This window comes from Streptomyces sp. CA-294286, assembly GCF_050947155.1.
Lineage (GTDB): Bacteria > Actinomycetota > Actinomycetes > Streptomycetales > Streptomycetaceae > Streptomyces.
Genome location: NZ_CP192005.1, coordinates 3,789,612 through 3,805,299, shown reverse-complemented (window position 1 = coordinate 3,805,299; position 15,688 = coordinate 3,789,612). Strand labels below are relative to the sequence as shown.

Below are 15,688 nucleotides of genomic sequence, written 5' to 3'. Positions count from 1 at the left end.
TCAGCTCGGTCCGGCCTTGTAGCCGACGCCGCGCACCGTCACGACGATCTCGGGACGTTCCGGGTCCTTCTCGACCTTGGAGCGCAGCCGCTGCACGTGGACGTTGACCAGCCGGGTGTCCGCGGCATGCCGGTAGCCCCAGACCTGCTCCAGCAGCACCTCTCGGGTGAACACCTGCCAGGGCTTGCGGGCGAGCGCGACCAGCAGGTCGAACTCCAGCGGGGTCAGAGCGATCGACTGCCCCTCGCGCTTCACCGAGTGCCCGGCCACGTCGATGACCAGGTCACCTATGGCCAGCTGTTCCGGCGCGGGTTCCTCCGACCTCCTCAGCCTCGCCCGGATCCGGGCGACGAGCTCCTTGGGCTTGAACGGCTTGACGATGTAGTCGTCGGCGCCGGACTCCAGCCCGACCACCACGTCCACGGTGTCGCTCTTAGCCGTAAGCATCACGATCGGCACTCCGGACTCGGCCCGGATCAGACGGCAGACCTCGATGCCGTCGCGTCCGGGCAGCATGAGGTCCAGCAGCACCAGGTCAGGCTTGGCCTCCCTGAACGCTGCGAGCGCCTTGTCGCCGTCCGCGACGAACGACGGTTCAAAACCTTCTCCACGCAACACGATGCCGAGCATCTCGGCCAGTGCGGTGTCATCGTCAACGACGAGAACGCGACCCTTCATAAACGCCATCATCCCATTAGCTCATCGTTACCCGTCGTGACCTGGCACACAGCTCGGCGAGGCCGGTCCCGGTCACCGGAGAAACAGCCCCCTCCTCGGTGACGATCGCCGTCACCAGTTCTGGCGGCGTCACGTCGAACGCCGGGTTGTACGCCTGGGTCCCGAGGGGTGCCACCGGCAGCCCGGAGCCCCCTTCGACACCCGCGGCCGAGAACGCACCGGTGAGTTCCGTCACTTCCAGCCCGGAGCGCTGTTCCACCTCGATGGCCGCCCCGTCCGGCGTTCCCAGATCCACCGTGGTCAGCGGCGCGACGACGAGGAACGGCACGTGGTGGTACTTCGCGAGCACCGCGAGCGGATAGCTCCCCACCTTGTTCGCGACCGAACCGTCGGCCGCGATCCGGTCCGCGCCGATCAGCACGGCGTCCACCTCGCCCGCCGCGAACAGCGAGCCCGCCGCGTTGTCCGTGAGCAGCGTGTACGCCATTCCCCTGCGCGCCGCCTCGTACGCGGTCAGCCGGGAGCCCTGCAGCAGGGGACGCGTCTCGTCCACCCACAGCCGTCGCAGCCGCCCCACCCGGTGCGCCGCCAGCGCCACCGCGAACGCCGTGCCCTCACCGCCGGACACCAGCGCCCCGGTATTGCAGTGGGTCAGGATCCGGTGGCCGCCGCCGGGCAGCAGCTCATCGAGCAGGGCCAGCCCGTGTCCGGCCATCGCGACGCTCGCCGCGGCGTCCTGTCTGTGCAGTTCCCGGGCAGCCTCCAGCGCGGCGGCGGCAGCGCCTTCGTCGCCCGCCCCCTGCTCACACGCGCTCCGGTGCGCCGCGGCGGCCCGGCGCACCCCGTACCCGAGGTTGACCGCGGTGGGCCGCGCACTCGACAACTGGGCCGCCGCCTCCTCGACGTCGAACCCCCGCCTGGCGGCGAGCGCCACCCCGTACGCCCCGGCGAGGCCGAGAAGCGGAGCTCCCCGCACCGCCAGCGTCTGAATCGCCTGTACGAGCGCGGGCACGTCCGTACAGACCAGCTCGACCTCCTCAGTGGGCAGTCTGGTCTGGTCGAGGAGCACGAGTACCGGCCCTTCGGGCGGCTCCTCCCATCGCAGAGAGGGCAACGCGGGCGGTTCTGCGCCCACCGTGTTGTGTGCGTCCTGATCAGCCATCCGCCCAGTCTGCCCCGTACCGCCCCGACTTTTGAAGGTGCCAACGGCCGCCGGGCTGCCCGGGGGCCGGTCCGGCGGCGGACACCCCATGGCACGATGGCTGGCAACCAGCCGCCGCACCCGCGGACGGGCACCGTGAAGGAGCGACGATGAACGACTCTCCGGGCTGGGCCTCGCCCGGACCCGCCCCCTCCGACGGCCGGCCGCCGGAGAACTCCGGCCGCACCGATCCCACCGACCAGGCGACCGGCTCCCCGGAGAACGCCTCGAAGTGGTCGAAGGAGCAGCCCCCCGCAGGTCAGTGGTCCGCCCCTGGGAGCACAGAACCGCGCAGTCACGCCCAGTCCCCGTCCCGGCAAGGGGGGAGCGGGCCGCAGCAGGGCGGCGGCTGGGGAGCACCCGGCCCCGGCGGCTGGGGCGGCCCACCGCCCGCAGCCAAGCCCGGAGTCATCCCCCTGCGCCCGCTCGGCGTCGGCGACATTCTGGACGGCGCGGTCTCCACCATGCGCGCCCACTGGCGCACGGTCCTCGCCATCACGGTCAGCATCGCCGTGCTCATGCAGATCGCGGACACCCTGGTCCAGCGCTACCTGCTGCCCGCGCCGATCGCCGTCGACCCGAACCCCACCCCTTCCGAAGCCCTCCGCCAGCTCTTGGACTCCCTGCGCAACCTGCTGACCAGCCAGGGTCCGTCCACGGGGATCGCCCTCATCGGCACCCTCTTCACCACGGCGCTGCTCACCATGGTGGTCAGCCGCTCCGTGCTCGGTCGCCCGGTGAACCTCGCCGACGCATGGCGCGAGGCGAAACCCCAGCTGCTCAGGCTGCTCGGCCTCACGCTGCTCATGGTGCTGGGCGCGGCTGCCATCACCGCAGTGGGCGTGCTTCCCGGAATCCTGATCGCCGAGGTGGCGACCCCGGTCGCCGGAGCGCTGCTGAGCGCACTGGGCGGACTCGCGGCGGTGACGGTCGTGATCTGGCTGTGGGTCCGGTTCTCCCTCGCCTCGCCGGCGCTGATGCTGGAACGGCAGTCCATCGCCCAGTCCGTGCGCCGCTCCGCGAAGCTGGTCAAGGGTTCCTGGTGGCGGATCTTCGGCATCACCCTGCTGACCCAGCTCCTGATCGTCCTCGTGTCGCTCCTGCTCATGATGGTCTTCTCCGTCATCGCCCTGCTGGTCGACGGTGAAGGTCTCAGCAACCTCCTTGAGGGCTCCGCCCCGGACTTCGGCTGGACGTTCCTGATCATCGTCGGCATCGGTGCAGTCATCGCGACCGCCATCACCTACCCGATCTCCGCAGGCGTGACGGTCCTCCTCTACATCGACCAGCGCATCCGCCGCGAAGCCCTCGACCTGGACCTCGCCCGCGCAGCCGGCCTGCAGGGTTACGGCACTCACCAGCCGACCGACCACGTCCCGGGGAGCTGATGCGCCGGTGACAGTGACGGGGGCCACTGCCACAGCCGGGCCACGGGTGCGCGCCGACGGCGATGTGCCCGTGGACACCCCCCGCGTCCCGGCCCGCGAGGCCGCCGAGCGTGAACTGTCCGACCCGATGTACCACGCGAACGACCCGAACCTCCTCCAACGCGCCTTCGACAGCTTCTGGGACTGGATGGGCGGCCTCCTGGACTCCGCCTCCGGCGCCACTCCCGGCGGCACGCTCGGCCTGGTCGTCGTCACCGCGGTCGCCGCCCTGCTGGTCCTCGGCCTCTGGTGGCGCCTGGGCAACCCGGCACGCACCCCCGCCTCCGCCTCCTCACTCTTCGGCGACAGCCCCCGCAGCGCCGCCGAACACCGCACCGCCGCCGAGGCCCACGCCGCGGCGCACCGCTGGAACGCGGCCGTCCAGGAACGGATGCGAGCCCTCGTCCGCTCCCTCGAAGAACGGACCCTCCTGGACCCCCGCCCCGGCCGCACCGCCGACGAGGCCGCCGCAGAAGCCGGCCGAGCCCTGCCGGACCACGCCGCCCGCCTGAACGCCGCCGCCCGCTCCTTCGACGACGTCACATACGGCAGCCGCACCGCGGACAAGCCCGCGTACGAGCGTCTGCGCGCACTCGACCTGGAGCTCGACCGTACGAAGCCCGCCCACACGGTCACTCCCACCGCCTCCTCCACCGGAGGCCCGCGATGACCACCGCCCCCCAACACCCCAGCACCTCCAGCTCGCCCGACCACTCCGTCACCACCTCCAGCGCCCCTCTCCCCTCCGGCACTTCGACATCCCCCACCCCGCACCAGGTCTGGAAACGCGCCCGCGGCGTACTGCTCGTCCTCGGCGTCCTCCTGCTGGCGGGCGTCGTCCTCGCCGCGCTCCAGTCCGGCGGCCGGCACGGCCGCCTCGACCCCCGCTCGGCCGACCCCCACGGGTCCCGCGCCGTCGCCGAACTCCTCAAGGAGCGCGGCGTCACCATCCGCGTCGTCACCACCCTCGCCGAGGCAACCGCCGCCACCGGCCCGGACACCACCCTCCTGGTCACCTCCCCGAACCTCCTCACCCCCTCCCAACAGCGCTCCCTGCACAGCGCCGCCACTCCGTCCCGCGGCCGCACCGTCCTCGTCGCACCAGGTCCCCCTTCTCTCCCGGCCCTCGCCCCGGGTGTCCGCGCCGTCCCCCCTTCGGTCCCCGTCACCCCCCGTGAACCCGGCTGCCCCCTGCCCGCGGCCGCCACCGCAGGAAGAGTCGAACTCGGCGGCCTGCGCTACACCACCAGCACCCCGCACGACGCCTGCTACCCGACGGAAGACCGTCCCTCCCTGCTCCGCCTCACCACCTCCCACGCCGGCGACACGGTCCTTCTCGGCGCCGCCGACCTTCTCCACAACGAGCGCCTCGCCCACCAGGGCAACGCTTCGCTCGCTCTCCAACTCCTGGGCTCCCGCCCCCAGCTCGTCTGGTACCTCCCTTCTCTCGACGACCCGTCAGCCACCGGCACCGGTAGCGACGGCCAGGACACCACCGCAGGCTTCCTCTCCCATGTCCCCAGCGGCTGGATCTGGGGAACCCTCCAGCTCGCCGTGGCCGCCGTACTCGCCGCGCTGTGGCGCGCCCGCCGGCTCGGCCCCGTGGTGACCGAACGCCTCCCCGTCGTCATCCACGCCTCCGAAACCACCGAAGGCCGCGCCCGTCTCTATCTGAGGGCCGGCGCCCGCGACCGCGCCGCCTCCACACTCCGCTCGGCCACCCGCGCCCGCCTCGCCTCCCTCCTCGGTGTCCCCGCTGCCCAGTGCGACTCCCCCACCGCGCTCCTACCGGCCGTCTCCACTCGCCTCGCCGATACCTCTCCGGACCTCAACTCCCTTCTCTTCGGCCCCACTCCGTCCCACGACGCAGACCTCATCCGCCTGGCCGACGAACTCGACGCCCTCGAAAGAGAGGTTCGCGCCTCATGAGCGCCCACCCCGCAGAGACTCCCCTCGACAAACTCGCGACGAGCCCCGACAGCGCCCGCGCTTCCCTGGAAGCACTTCGCTCCGAGATCGCCAAGGCCGTGGTCGGCCAGGACCCGGCGGTCACCGGCCTCGTCGTCGCCCTCCTCTGCCGCGGGCACGTGCTCCTCGAAGGCGTCCCCGGCGTCGCAAAGACCCTCCTCGTTCGCGCCCTGGCCGCGTCCCTCGAACTCGACACCAAGCGTGTGCAGTTCACCCCCGACCTGATGCCCAGCGACGTCACCGGTTCCCTGGTCTACGATTCCCGCAGCGCCGAGTTCTCCTTCCAGCCAGGCCCCGTCTTCACCAACCTCCTGCTCGCCGACGAGATCAACCGCACTCCGCCCAAGACCCAGTCCTCCCTCCTCGAAGCGATGGAGGAGCGCCAGGTGACGGTCGACGGCGTCGCCCGCCCCCTCCCCGACCCCTTCCTCGTCGCCGCCACCCAGAACCCGGTCGAGTACGAGGGCACCTACCCCTTGCCGGAAGCCCAGTTGGACCGCTTCCTCCTCAAACTCACCGTCCCCCTCCCCGGCCGACAGGACGAGATCGACGTCCTGACCCGCCACGCCGAAGGCTTCGACCCCCGGGACCTGAAGGCAGCGGGCGTACGCCCCGCCGCCGGCCCCTCGGACCTGGAAGCTGCCCGGTCCGCCGTTGCCAAGACCTCGGTGTCCCCCGAGATCACCGGCTATGTCGTCGACATCTGTCGTGCCACGCGCGAATCCCCCTCCCTGACTCTCGGCGTCTCCCCCCGAGGCGCCACCGCCCTTCTCTCCACCGCCCGCGCCTGGGCCTGGCTCACCGGCAGGGACTACGTCATCCCCGACGACGTCAAAGCTCTCGCCCTCCCCACGCTCCGCCATCGCATCCAACTCCGCCCGGAAGCAGAGATGGAGGGCGTCACCGCCGACTCCGTCATCACCTCCGTCCTCGCCCACGTCCCCGTCCCCCGTTGAGACGGCGGCCATGTCCCTCACCCTCACCGGAAGAACCGCCCTCCTCGCGGCCCTCGGAACCCTTCCCGTCGGCCTCCTCGCGCCGAACTGGTCGGGGATTCTCGCCGTCAACGCGCCCCTCACACTCGCAATCCTGTGCGACTACGCTCTCGCCGCGCCAGTGCGAAAGCTCCAATTCACCCGATCTGGTGACACATCCGTTCGACTCGGCGAATCGGCCACGGTTCAACTGACCGTCACCAATCCGACGCCCCGCCGTCTGCGCGCCCGCCTCCGCGACGCCTGGCCCCCCAGCAGCTGGCAGCCGGGCACCGAGGTCACTGCCTCTCGGCACAAGCTGACGATCCCCCCGGGCGAACGCCGCCGCCTCTCCACGGAGCTGCACCCGACCCGCCGCGGTGACCGCCAGGCACAGAGCCTCACCGTCCGCTCGTACGGCCCCATGGGCCTGGCAGCCCGCCAAGGCAGTCACCACGTCCCGTGGACCGTCCGCGCCCTTCCTCCGTTCACCAGCCGCAAGCACCTCCCTTCCAAGCTCGCCCGCCTGCGCGAACTCGACGGCCGTACCAGCGTCTTGACCCGCGGCGAGGGCACTGAATTCGACAGCCTCCGGGACTACGTGCCCGGTGACGACACCCGTTCCATCGACTGGCGCGCCACAGCCCGCCAGGACTCCGTCGCCGTGCGCACGTGGCGTCCGGAGCGCGACCGGCACGTTGTGATGGTGCTGGACACCGGCCGCACCTCCGCCGGCCGAGTCGGCGACATCCCCAAGCTCGACGCCACCATGGACGCCGCACTGCTTCTCGCCGCTCTCGCCTCGCGCGCCGGGGACCGCGTGGACCTCCTGGCGTACGACCGTCGCATCCGCGCCCAAGTGCAAGGCAGATCCGCGGGCGACCTTCTCCCTGCTCTGGTCAATGCCATGGCTCCGCTTGAGCCCGAACTGGTCGAGACCGATGCCCGGGGACTCAGCGCCACCGCCCTGCGCTGTGCTCCTCGTCGTTCCCTGCTCGTGCTCCTGACCAGCCTGGAAGCAGCACCCGTCGAAGAAGGCCTTCTTCCGGTGCTTCCACAACTCACCCAGCGGCACACAGTTCTCGTGGCCTCGGTGACAGACCCCCGGACCGAAGAGATGGCCGAAGCCAGGGGGTCGGCTCAGTCCGTCTACGAGGCAGCAGCGGCCACTCAGGCCCGGGAACAGCGACGCGGTACGGCGGAAAAACTTCGGCGGCACGGAGTCAGCGTCGTAGACGCCACCCCCGAATTCCTCGCTCCGGCTCTCGCCGACGCCTACCTGGCCCTGAAGGCATCCGGCCGCCTGTAGGCCGTCCCACGAAGGACAACCAACGCCGTCCGCTACGGGGCCAAGCCGCCCGTGAACGCAGAAAAGCCCCGTACCGGTATCCCCGGCACGGGGCTCTTCGCAATAATTGTTCGGCGGCGTCCTACTCTCCCACAGGGTCCCCCCTGCAGTACCATCGGCGCGGAAAGGCTTAGCTTCCGGGTTCGGAATGTAACCGGGCGTTTCCCTAACGCTATGACCACCGAAACACTATGAAACACTGAACACCTGGCTGTAAACACAGGACTGTTCGTTATTTCAGAACTAACACAGTGGACGCGAGCAACTGAGGACAAGCCCTCGGCCTATTAGTACCAGTCAGCTCCACCCGTTACCGGGCTTCCACATCTGGCCTATCAACCCAGTCGTCTACTGGGAGCCTTAACCCCTCAAAGGGGGTGGGAATACTCATCTCGAAGCAGGCTTCCCGCTTAGATGCTTTCAGCGGTTATCCTTTCCGAACGTAGCCAACCAGCCATGCCCTTGGCAGGACAACTGGCACACCAGAGGTTCGTCCGTCCCGGTCCTCTCGTACTAGGGACAGCCCTTCTCAATATTCCTACGCGCACAGAGGATAGGGACCGAACTGTCTCACGACGTTCTAAACCCAGCTCGCGTACCGCTTTAATGGGCGAACAGCCCAACCCTTGGGACCGACTCCAGCCCCAGGATGCGACGAGCCGACATCGAGGTGCCAAACCATCCCGTCGATATGGACTCTTGGGGAAGATCAGCCTGTTATCCCCGGGGTACCTTTTATCCGTTGAGCGACAGCGCTTCCACAAGCCACTGCCGGATCACTAGTCCCGACTTTCGTCCCTGCTCGACCCGTCGGTCTCACAGTCAAGCTCCCTTGTGCACTTACACTCAACACCTGATTGCCAACCAGGCTGAGGGAACCTTTGGGCGCCTCCGTTACTCTTTAGGAGGCAACCGCCCCAGTTAAACTACCCATCAGACACTGTCCCTGATCCGGATCACGGACCGAGGTTAGACATCCAGCACGACCAGAGTGGTATTTCAACGGCGACTCCACCATGACTGGCGTCACAGCTTCACAGTCTCCCACCTATCCTACACAAGCCGAACCGAACACCAATATCAAACTGTAGTAAAGGTCCCGGGGTCTTTCCGTCCTTCTGCGCGAAACGAGCATCTTTACTCGTAGTGCAATTTCACCGGGCCTATGGTTGAGACAGTCGAGAAGTCGTTACGCCATTCGTGCAGGTCGGAACTTACCCGACAAGGAATTTCGCTACCTTAGGATGGTTATAGTTACCACCGCCGTTTACTGGCGCTTAAGTTCTCAGCTTCGCACACCCGAAAGTGCACTAACCGGTCCCCTTAACGTTCCAGCACCGGGCAGGCGTCAGTCCGTATACATCGCCTTACGGCTTCGCACGGACCTGTGTTTTTAGTAAACAGTCGCTTCTCGCTGGTCTCTGCGGCCACCCCCAGCTCACCGTGTAAAACGGATCACCAGTGATGGCCCCCCTTCTCCCGAAGTTACGGGGGCATTTTGCCGAGTTCCTTAACCATAGTTCACCCGAACGCCTCGGTATTCTCTACCTGACCACCTGAGTCGGTTTAGGGTACGGGCCGCCATGAAACTCGCTAGAGGCTTTTCTCGACAGCATAGGATCATCCACTTCACCACAATCGGCTCGGCATCAGGTCTCAGCCTCAATGTGTGACGGATTTGCCTATCACACGGCCTACACCCTTACCCCGGGACTACCACCGCCCGGGCTGGACTACCTTCCTGCGTCACCCCATCGCTTACCTAGTACAGATCTGGGTCGCCGGCTCCACCACTTTCCTTTCCCCGAAGGGTCCGGAACGGCTTCACGGGCATAGCATCGTCTGATTCAGTATTGGGCGTTTCAAAGCGGGTACCGGAATATCAACCGGTTGTCCATCGACTACGCCTGTCGGCCTCGCCTTAGGTCCCGACTTACCCTGGGCAGATCAGCTTGACCCAGGAACCCTTAGTCAATCGGCGCACACGTTTCTCACGTGTGTATCGCTACTCATGCCTGCATTCTCACTCGTGAACCGTCCACAACTCGCTTCCGCGGCTGCTTCACCCGGCACACGACGCTCCCCTACCCATCCATACAGGCGTTGGCCCTGTTGTATGAATGACACGACTTCGGCGGTACGCTTGAGCCCCGCTACATTGTCGGCGCGGAATCACTTGACCAGTGAGCTATTACGCACTCTTTCAAGGGTGGCTGCTTCTAAGCCAACCTCCTGGTTGTCTCTGCGACTCCACATCCTTTCCCACTTAGCGTACGCTTAGGGGCCTTAGTCGATGCTCTGGGCTGTTTCCCTCTCGACCATGGAGCTTATCCCCCACAGTCTCACTGCCGTGCTCTCACTTACCGGCATTCGGAGTTTGGCTAAGGTCAGTAACCCGGTAGGGCCCATCGCCTATCCAGTGCTCTACCTCCGGCAAGAAACACACGACGCTGCACCTAAATGCATTTCGGGGAGAACCAGCTATCACGGAGTTTGATTGGCCTTTCACCCCTAACCACAGGTCATCCCCCAGGTTTTCAACCCTGGTGGGTTCGGTCCTCCACGACCTCTTACAGCCGCTTCAACCTGCCCATGGCTAGATCACTCCGCTTCGGGTCTAGAGCGTGCAACTCAATCGCCCTGTTCGGACTCGCTTTCGCTACGGCTTCCCCACACGGGTTAACCTCGCTACACACCGCTAACTCGCAGGCTCATTCTTCAAAAGGCACGCAGTCACGACTGCCATTCCCGAAAGAATGACAGCGACGCTCCCACGGCTTGTAGGCACACGGTTTCAGGTACTATTTCACTCCGCTCCCGCGGTACTTTTCACCATTCCCTCACGGTACTATCCGCTATCGGTCACCAGGGAATATTTAGGCTTAACGGGTGGTCCCGCCAGATTCACACGGGATTTCTCGGGCCCCGTGCTACTTGGGTGTCTCTTAAACGAGCCGTTGATGTTTCAGCTACGGGGGTCTTACCCTCTACGCCGGACCTTTCGCATGTCCTTCGCCTACACCAACGGTTTCTGACTCGTCCTGTCGCCGGCAGACGACAGAAAAGAGATCCCTCAACCCCGCATGCGCAACCCCTGCCGGGTATTACACGCATACGGTTTGGCCTCATCCGGTTTCGCTCGCCACTACTCCCGGAATCACGGTTGTTTTCTCTTCCTGCGGGTACTGAGATGTTTCACTTCCCCGCGTTCCCTCCACATACCCTATGTGTTCAGGTATGGGTGACAGCCCATGACGACTGCCGGGTTTCCCCATTCGGACACCCCCGGATCAAAGCTCGGTTGACAGCTCCCCGGGGCCTATCGTGGCCTCCCACGTCCTTCATCGGTTCCTGGTGCCAAGGCATCCACCGTGCGCCCTTAAAAACTTGGCCACAGATGCTCGCGTCCACTGTGCAGTTCTCAAACAACGACCAGCCACCCATCACCCCACCCGAAGGCAAGTGCACTGGGACCGGCACTGAAGACCACGACCTCACGGCCGTACCTTCAGACACCCAACAGCGTGCCCGACCCGATCCCTTTGGCTCTCACTTTCCACGCCGAAGCAGTACTCGTCAGTCCAAGACATCGCGCCGAATAGTCAACGTTCCACCCATGAGCAACCACCGCCGGACGTTTGCCGGCGAAATGGTCTCTGGACACCAGTGGTGTCTAGATGCTCCTTAGAAAGGAGGTGATCCAGCCGCACCTTCCGGTACGGCTACCTTGTTACGACTTCGTCCCAATCGCCAGTCCCACCTTCGACAGCTCCCTCCCCACAAGGGGGTTGGGCCACCGGCTTCGGGTGTTACCGACTTTCGTGACGTGACGGGCGGTGTGTACAAGGCCCGGGAACGTATTCACCGCAGCAATGCTGATCTGCGATTACTAGCAACTCCGACTTCATGGGGTCGAGTTGCAGACCCCAATCCGAACTGAGACCGGCTTTTTGAGATTCGCTCCGCCTCGCGGCATCGCAGCTCATTGTACCGGCCATTGTAGCACGTGTGCAGCCCAAGACATAAGGGGCATGATGACTTGACGTCGTCCCCACCTTCCTCCGAGTTGACCCCGGCAGTCTCCTGTGAGTCCCCATCACCCCGAAGGGCATGCTGGCAACACAGAACAAGGGTTGCGCTCGTTGCGGGACTTAACCCAACATCTCACGACACGAGCTGACGACAGCCATGCACCACCTGTATACCGACCACAAGGGGGGCACCATCTCTGATGCTTTCCGGTATATGTCAAGCCTTGGTAAGGTTCTTCGCGTTGCGTCGAATTAAGCCACATGCTCCGCTGCTTGTGCGGGCCCCCGTCAATTCCTTTGAGTTTTAGCCTTGCGGCCGTACTCCCCAGGCGGGGAACTTAATGCGTTAGCTGCGGCACCGACGACGTGGAATGTCGCCAACACCTAGTTCCCAACGTTTACGGCGTGGACTACCAGGGTATCTAATCCTGTTCGCTCCCCACGCTTTCGCTCCTCAGCGTCAGTAATGGCCCAGAGATCCGCCTTCGCCACCGGTGTTCCTCCTGATATCTGCGCATTTCACCGCTACACCAGGAATTCCGATCTCCCCTACCACACTCTAGCCTGCCCGTATCGAATGCAGACCCGGGGTTAAGCCCCGGGCTTTCACATCCGACGTGACAAGCCGCCTACGAGCTCTTTACGCCCAATAATTCCGGACAACGCTCGCACCCTACGTATTACCGCGGCTGCTGGCACGTAGTTAGCCGGTGCTTCTTCTGCAGGTACCGTCACTTGCGCTTCTTCCCTGCTGAAAGAGGTTTACAACCCGAAGGCCGTCATCCCTCACGCGGCGTCGCTGCATCAGGCTTTCGCCCATTGTGCAATATTCCCCACTGCTGCCTCCCGTAGGAGTCTGGGCCGTGTCTCAGTCCCAGTGTGGCCGGTCGCCCTCTCAGGCCGGCTACCCGTCGTCGCCTTGGTAGGCCATTACCCCACCAACAAGCTGATAGGCCGCGGGCTCATCCTTCACCGCCGGAGCTTTCAACCCCTGCCCATGCAGGCAGGAGTGTTATCCGGTATTAGACCCCGTTTCCAGGGCTTGTCCCAGAGTGAAGGGCAGATTGCCCACGTGTTACTCACCCGTTCGCCACTAATCCACCCCGAAGGGCTTCATCGTTCGACTTGCATGTGTTAAGCACGCCGCCAGCGTTCGTCCTGAGCCAGGATCAAACTCTCCGTGAATGTTTACCCGTCTGCGTCTGATTAAAGACTGCGGGTGAACACATCGGAAGAGCGGAACAGCCACCATCGGAATAAGACGGTGTGTTCCTGCGTCCTCGCTAGTGTTTTTGCCTACCTGCCGCACGGGCCGGTAGGACTTCAAAGGAACCACCAACCACCGAAGTGGCCGGGGTATCAACATATTTGGCGTTGACTTTTGGCACGCTGTTGAGTTCTCAAGGAACGGACGCTTCCTTCGTACTCACCCCTGCGGGCTTTCCTCCGGACGTTTTCGTTCGGTGTTTCTTTTGTGTTGTTGCGTTTCCGACTCTATCAGACCGTTTCCGGTGCCAATTTCCTCGGTGCTTTCCAGGTTGTTCGCTTTCGCGTTTTCCCTTTCCGGCGGTTCCGACTCTATCAGAAGCTTTCGGCCGAGTTAATCGGCCTTGGTGATTCGGATAGGTAATCGAAAGAGGCTCTCACTGGATGGAAATCCTGGAGAACGAGGGAGACGTTAACGGTCACCACTAAGTTTGTCCAACTCAAGGCAACCGTTCGAATCTACCTCCCCCTAGTGACCATGTCAACGGTTTTCGGGGCGGCCTGAAGACTAGCAGGTCAGAGGGGCTGCACGCACCTCATGCAGCGGTGGGAAGTTCGGGGTTCCGGTCCGCTGGTTCCACGTCTCCTCGTTCACCTGCTCGGGCAGCCCGGCCGCCCAGCACGTAGACGTACAGGAGGAAGACGAGCTCCGCTGCAACCCCGATCGCGATGCGAGCCCAAGTGGGGAGGCCGGAGGGGGTGACGAAACCTTCGATCAGCCCTGAAACGAAGAGGACCAGTGCAAGACCGATGGCCATTCCCAGGGCGGCTCGGCCTTCTTGGGCCATGGCAGCCCTACGGGTGCGCGGCCCCGGGTCGATGAGCGTCCAGCCGAGGCGGAGGCCCGTACCGGCGGCGACGAAGACGGCGGTCAGCTCCAGAAGTCCATGCGGAAGGACAAGGCCGAGGAACGTGTCCAAGCGGCCCGCGGCGGACATCAGACCCAGGCCGACACCCAGATTGAGCATGTTGAGGAAAAGGATCCAGAGCACCGGCACGCAGAGGAACGCGCCGAGGACGAGGCACATGGCGGCTGCTTGAGCGTTGTTCGTCCAGACCTGGGCTGCGAAGGAGGCTGCCGGGTGGCTGGAGTAGTACGACTCGTACTGGCCGCCGGGCCGGGTCATCTCGCGGAGGTCGGCGGGGGCCCCGATGGACGCCTGGACTTCGGGGTGGCCGGCGATCCACCAGCCGATCACAGCTGCCGCCACTGTGGAAAGCAGTGCAGTGGGTATCCACCAGCGCCGGGAGAGGTAGACGGCGGCCGGAAAGCCCTCGGTCAGGAACCGGGCAGCGTCCCGCCACGAGGCTCGTCGGGTGCCGGTGACGACGGCACGGGCACGGGCCACGAGCTGAGTGAGGCGGGAGACGAGCGTCGGGTCCGGGGTGGTCGACTGGAGCAGCGAGAGATGGGTCGCGGTGCGCTGGTAAAGAGCGACCAGTTCGTCGACCTCGGCGCCGGAGAGCCGGCGGCTGCGGGTCAGGAGCTGGTCGAGGCGGTTCCACTCGGCGTGGTGGGCGGTCACGAAGACGTCGAGGTCCATGGTCGGCTGCTGCTCCAGGCACTGGGTCCGGGTCCGGCGGGGAAACACAGCACTGCGCGCGCTGCGGGTCAGCTTGGCAGACTGAGGATTTCAGGGGCGGGGAAGGTCTGCGAGAGGTGGGCAGCGATGAGTCGGTTCGTGACGGGCGACGCGGTGGTCCTGGGGGTGCGCCCGGCACAGTTGCCGACTCGGGCCCTGGCGTTGCTGATCGACATGGTGGTGGTGTGGGCGGCCTACCTCGGGGTGCTGCTGGCGCTGGCGCTGGCCACCGCTTCGCTGGATGACGCGGCGACAGCGGCCGTCATGGTGGCTTCGTTCCTGTTGGTGCTGGTGGGGGCTCCGATAGCGGTGGAGACGCTGACGCATGGGCGTTCCCTGGGGAAGCTGGCCTGTGGACTGCGGGTGGTGCGGGACGACGGTGGGCCGATCCGGTTCCGCCATGCGCTGGTACGGGGCGCGGTGGGGGTCGTCGAGATCCTGGGGACGTTCGGCGTCGTGGCCTGCGTCGCCTCGCTCGTTTCTCCGCGAGGACGCCGGATCGGAGATGTTCTCGCGGGAACGCTCGTGGTGCGGGAGCGGGTGTCGGCGGGGCGGGCCGGTGCGGTGCCGCCTCCGCCGCCTTGGCTGGCGGCGCGTTTCACCGGGCTGGATCTGTCGCGCGTGCCGGACGGGTTGTGGCTGGCCGTACGGCAGTACCTGACGCGGATGGGACAGCTGGACCCTCAGGTGGGCGGGGCGATGGCGCAGCGGTTGGCAGGGGACCTGGCCGGGTTCACCGGGGTGTCGGCACCTCAGGACGTACCTGCGGCCGCCTACTTGGCGGCGGTGGTGCACGAGCGGCAGCTACGCGACACCCGGCGGGCGTTCCGGGACGCGGCTGTTCCTGGCGGGGTGGTCGGGCCGAAGGGTGCGGATGCTGGTGCTGTGACTCACGAGGCGGAGGGGCCGTGGGTACAGGGGCCGGGGGAGGCTGCGCCCCGGTCTGCGGGTGGCAGCCGGAGTGCGGGTGACTCGCAGGCTCATGGTGTGGGTGTGGGTGTGGGTGTGGGTGTGGGTGTGGGTGTGGGTGTGGGTGTGGGTGTGGGTGTGGGTGTGGCGCAGGATGCGGGTGAGGTGTGGAGCCAACAGCCGGGTGGTCTTGTGACCGAGGGTGCGGACGGGGTCGTGAGGCAGGGAGCGGCGGAGAGTGCGTCGGGGTCCCTGGTGCCGAACTCGACGGATGCGGGCGTCGGGACTGCTGGGGCCGCTGAG

The 15,688-nt window shown here is 65.8% G+C and carries 8 protein-coding genes, 3 rRNA genes and 1 pseudogene; 6 read left to right on the top strand and 6 right to left on the bottom strand.

From position 1 onward, the window contains the following. On the bottom strand, positions 1-690 hold the full coding sequence (gene mtrA / locus ACQPZG_RS21640; protein WP_189823911.1) for a two-component system response regulator MtrA: 690 nt from the start codon (positions 688-690) through the stop codon (positions 1-3). A gap of 4 nt (positions 691-694) precedes the next feature. After that, positions 695-1,840 carry an S-methyl-5-thioribose-1-phosphate isomerase gene (gene mtnA, locus ACQPZG_RS21635; protein WP_433547384.1) on the bottom strand — a complete coding sequence of 382 codons (1,146 nt, stop codon included), beginning with the start codon at positions 1,838-1,840 and terminating at the stop codon, positions 695-697. Positions 1,841-1,989: 149 nt separating this feature from the next. Here mtnA and ACQPZG_RS21630 point away from each other — a divergent pair, with 149 nt between their 5' ends. Genes ACQPZG_RS21630 through ACQPZG_RS21610 form a run of 5 tightly spaced genes read left to right on the top strand, consistent with a single transcriptional unit; the run spans position 1,990 to position 7,557 of the window. Next, positions 1,990-3,267, top strand: coding sequence for a hypothetical protein (locus tag ACQPZG_RS21630; RefSeq protein WP_433547383.1), 1,278 nt, complete (start codon positions 1,990-1,992; stop codon positions 3,265-3,267). Positions 3,268-3,274: 7 nt separating this feature from the next. Continuing rightward, on the top strand, positions 3,275-3,976 hold the full coding sequence (locus ACQPZG_RS21625; RefSeq protein WP_433547382.1) for a DUF4129 domain-containing protein: 702 nt from the start codon (positions 3,275-3,277) through the stop codon (positions 3,974-3,976). Then, positions 3,973-5,235 (top strand): DUF4350 domain-containing protein, encoded by a 1,263-nt coding sequence (locus tag ACQPZG_RS21620; protein ID WP_433547381.1) that lies wholly within the window; start codon positions 3,973-3,975, stop codon positions 5,233-5,235. The genes ACQPZG_RS21625 and ACQPZG_RS21620 overlap by 4 nt, the downstream gene beginning before the upstream one ends. Further along, the gene (locus ACQPZG_RS21615) at positions 5,232-6,230 is read left to right on the top strand and encodes an AAA family ATPase (RefSeq protein WP_433547380.1); all 999 of its coding nucleotides are present in this window, start codon (positions 5,232-5,234) and stop codon (positions 6,228-6,230) included. The genes ACQPZG_RS21620 and ACQPZG_RS21615 overlap by 4 nt, the downstream gene beginning before the upstream one ends. Positions 6,231-6,240: 10 nt before the next feature. Further along, positions 6,241-7,557, top strand: a complete 1,317-nt coding sequence (locus tag ACQPZG_RS21610; protein ID WP_433547379.1) for a DUF58 domain-containing protein — start codon at positions 6,241-6,243, stop codon at positions 7,555-7,557. Between the two features lie 108 nt (positions 7,558-7,665). On the opposite strand, the gene rrf is transcribed toward ACQPZG_RS21610, so the two are convergent. From rrf to ACQPZG_RS21590, 4 genes are all read right to left on the bottom strand, one after another. Continuing rightward, positions 7,666-7,782: ribosomal RNA gene (rrf, locus tag ACQPZG_RS21605) — 5S ribosomal RNA — on the bottom strand. A gap of 81 nt (positions 7,783-7,863) precedes the next feature. Further along, positions 7,864-10,989 (bottom strand): 23S ribosomal RNA (locus ACQPZG_RS21600). Positions 10,990-11,284: 295 nt separating this feature from the next. Continuing rightward, a 16S ribosomal RNA gene (locus ACQPZG_RS21595) occupies positions 11,285-12,812 on the bottom strand. The 16S, 23S and 5S rRNA genes sit together here, the layout of an rRNA operon. Positions 12,813-13,429: 617 nt before the next feature. After that, positions 13,430-14,437 carry a stage II sporulation protein M gene (locus ACQPZG_RS21590; RefSeq protein ID WP_433547378.1) on the bottom strand — a complete coding sequence of 336 codons (1,008 nt, stop codon included), beginning with the start codon at positions 14,435-14,437 and terminating at the stop codon, positions 13,430-13,432. A 126-nt stretch (positions 14,438-14,563) separates the two neighbouring features. Between ACQPZG_RS21590 and ACQPZG_RS21585 the strand changes: the two are divergent. Then, positions 14,564-15,451 (top strand): annotated as a pseudogene (locus ACQPZG_RS21585) (RDD family protein); the annotation flags it as partial. Positions 15,452-15,688: the final 237 nt, after the last annotated feature.

Bases quoted from the DNA above. Each gene is read 5' to 3' on its own strand.
- mtrA (WP_189823911.1), bottom strand. From the start codon at position 690: ATGATGGCGTTTATGAAGGGTCGCGTTCTCGTCGTTGACGATGACACC.
- mtnA (WP_433547384.1), bottom strand. From the start codon at position 1,840: ATGGCTGATCAGGACGCACACAACACGGTGGGCGCAGAACCGCCCGCG.
- ACQPZG_RS21630 (WP_433547383.1), top strand. From the start codon at position 1,990: ATGAACGACTCTCCGGGCTGGGCCTCGCCCGGACCCGCCCCCTCCGAC.
- ACQPZG_RS21620 (WP_433547381.1), top strand. From the start codon at position 3,973: ATGACCACCGCCCCCCAACACCCCAGCACCTCCAGCTCGCCCGACCAC.
- ACQPZG_RS21615 (WP_433547380.1), top strand. From the start codon at position 5,232: ATGAGCGCCCACCCCGCAGAGACTCCCCTCGACAAACTCGCGACGAGC.
- ACQPZG_RS21610 (WP_433547379.1), top strand. From the start codon at position 6,241: ATGTCCCTCACCCTCACCGGAAGAACCGCCCTCCTCGCGGCCCTCGGA.
- ACQPZG_RS21590 (WP_433547378.1), bottom strand. From the start codon at position 14,437: ATGGACCTCGACGTCTTCGTGACCGCCCACCACGCCGAGTGGAACCGC.